This is a genomic window from Pectobacterium sp. 1950-15 (assembly GCF_037136835.1).
In the GTDB taxonomy this organism is placed as follows: Bacteria; Pseudomonadota; Gammaproteobacteria; order Enterobacterales; family Enterobacteriaceae; genus Pectobacterium.
The window spans coordinates 1-420 of record NZ_JBBBQR010000051.1; the positions used below are offsets into that span (position 1 = coordinate 1).

General features: G+C 56.4%; 1 protein-coding gene. It reads left to right on the forward strand.

Translation table 11 applies throughout. The annotated features are described in order from the left end of the window. Positions 1 to 420: Ig-like domain-containing protein (locus WCT94_RS20860; RefSeq protein WP_336871610.1), on the forward strand; the 420-nt coding region annotated here is incomplete at both ends.

Below are 420 nucleotides of genomic sequence, written 5' to 3' on the forward strand. Positions count from 1 at the left end.
GATAACGTGATTAACGCGGCCGAATCCGGCCAGACCATTGCGGTGACGGGTAAAGTCGATAACGACGTCAAAGCCGGCGATACAGTCACCGTTAAAGTGGGTACCGAGACCTATCAGACTACCGTCAATGCCGATGGCAAAACCTGGAGCGTTAACGTACTGGGCTCCGTGCTGGCGGCGAATGGCGATATCTCTGCGACGGTCACCACCCGTGACACTGCAGGCAACGCCACCACGGCCAATACCAGCCACGCTTATGGCGTCGATACCGTTGCGCCAGTTGCCTCGATCACTATCGACGATGTGACGTCCGATAACGTGATCAATGCGACCGAGTCCGGTCAGACCATTGCCGTCAGCGGTAAAGTGGATAACGACGTCAAAGCGGGCGATGCAGTTACGGTTAAAGTGGGTTCCGAG